This is a genomic window from Shewanella sp. NIFS-20-20 (assembly GCF_019209865.1).
In the GTDB taxonomy this organism is placed as follows: domain Bacteria; phylum Pseudomonadota; class Gammaproteobacteria; order Enterobacterales; family Shewanellaceae; genus Shewanella.
Genome location: NZ_JAHUTT010000117.1, coordinates 1 through 1,702 on the forward strand (window position 1 = coordinate 1; position 1,702 = coordinate 1,702).

The 1,702-nt window shown below is 52.9% G+C and carries 1 rRNA gene; it reads right to left on the reverse strand.

Annotated elements, in window-relative coordinates:
- Nucleotides 1-14 precede the first annotated feature (14 nt).
- A 16S ribosomal RNA gene (locus tag KU855_RS18660) occupies nucleotides 15-1,572 on the reverse strand.
- Between the last annotated feature and the right edge of the window lie 130 nt (nucleotides 1,573-1,702).

The window sequence follows — 1,702 nt, forward strand, 5'->3', positions numbered from 1 at the left end:
GTAAATCGCATAGGTAAGGAGGTGATCCAGCCCCAGGTTCCCCTAGGGCTACCTTGTTACGACTTCACCCCAGTCATGAACCACACCGTGGTAAACGCCCTCCCCGAAAGGTTAAGCTATCTACTTCTGGTGCAGCCCACTCCCATGGTGTGACGGGCGGTGTGTACAAGGCCCGGGAACGTATTCACCGTAGCATTCTGATCTACGATTACTAGCGATTCCGACTTCATGGAGTCGAGTTGCAGACTCCAATCCGGACTACGATCGGCTTTGTGAGATTAGCTCCACCTCGCGGCTTTGCAACCCTCTGTACCGACCATTGTAGCACGTGTGTAGCCCTACTCGTAAGGGCCATGATGACTTGACGTCGTCCCCACCTTCCTCCGGTTTATCACCGGCAGTCTCCCTAGAGTTCCCACCATTACGTGCTGGCAAATAAGGATAAGGGTTGCGCTCGTTGCGGGACTTAACCCAACATTTCACAACACGAGCTGACGACAGCCATGCAGCACCTGTCTCAGAGTTCCCGAAGGCACTAAGCTATCTCTAGCGAATTCTCTGGATGTCAAGAGTAGGTAAGGTTCTTCGCGTTGCATCGAATTAAACCACATGCTCCACCGCTTGTGCGGGCCCCCGTCAATTCATTTGAGTTTTAACCTTGCGGCCGTACTCCCCAGGCGGTCTACTTAATGCGTTAGCTTGAGAGCCCAGTGTTCAAGACACCAAACTCCGAGTAGACATCGTTTACGGCGTGGACTACCAGGGTATCTAATCCTGTTTGCTCCCCACGCTTTCGTGCATGAGCGTCAGTCTTTGTCCAGGGGGCCGCCTTCGCCACCGGTATTCCTTCAGATCTCTACGCATTTCACCGCTACACCTGAAATTCTACCCCCCTCTACAAGACTCTAGTTTGCCAGTTCAAAATGCAATTCCCAGGTTGAGCCCGGGGCTTTCACATCTCGCTTAACAAACCGCCTGCGCACGCTTTACGCCCAGTAATTCCGATTAACGCTCGGACCCTCCGTATTACCGCGGCTGCTGGCACGGAGTTAGCCGGTCCTTCTTCTGTAGGTAACGTCACAGCTAACGGGTATTAACCGTTAACCTTTCCTCCCTACTGAAAGTGCTTTACAACCCGAAGGCCTTCTTCACACACGCGGCATGGCTGCATCAGGGTTTCCCCCATTGTGCAATATTCCCCACTGCTGCCTCCCGTAGGAGTCTGGGCCGTGTCTCAGTCCCAGTGTGGCTGATCATCCTCTCAGAACAGCTAGGGATCGTCGCCTAGGTGAGCCATTACCTCACCTACTAGCTAATCCCACCTGGGCTTATCCAATCGCGCAAGGTCCGAAGATCCCCTGCTTTCCCCCACTCCACTACAGAGCAGGGCGTACGCGGTATTAGCCACCGTTTCCAGTGGTTGTCCCCCTCGACTGGGCAAATTCCCAGGCATTACTCACCCGTCCGCCGCTCGCCGGCAAAGTAACAAGTTACTTCCCGCTGCCGCTCGACTTGCATGTGTTAGGCCTGCCGCCAGCGTTCAATCTGAGCCATGATCAAACTCTTCAATTAAAGTTTTTTCGGACCCGAAAGTCCTGCTCAATGAATTCTGTCGATTCGATGATAAATCACCGAATTTGCATGTTATGCGGACATCTTCGTTGAAGTCTCTTGCGAGACGTTTTAAATCGTTGTCGATTTA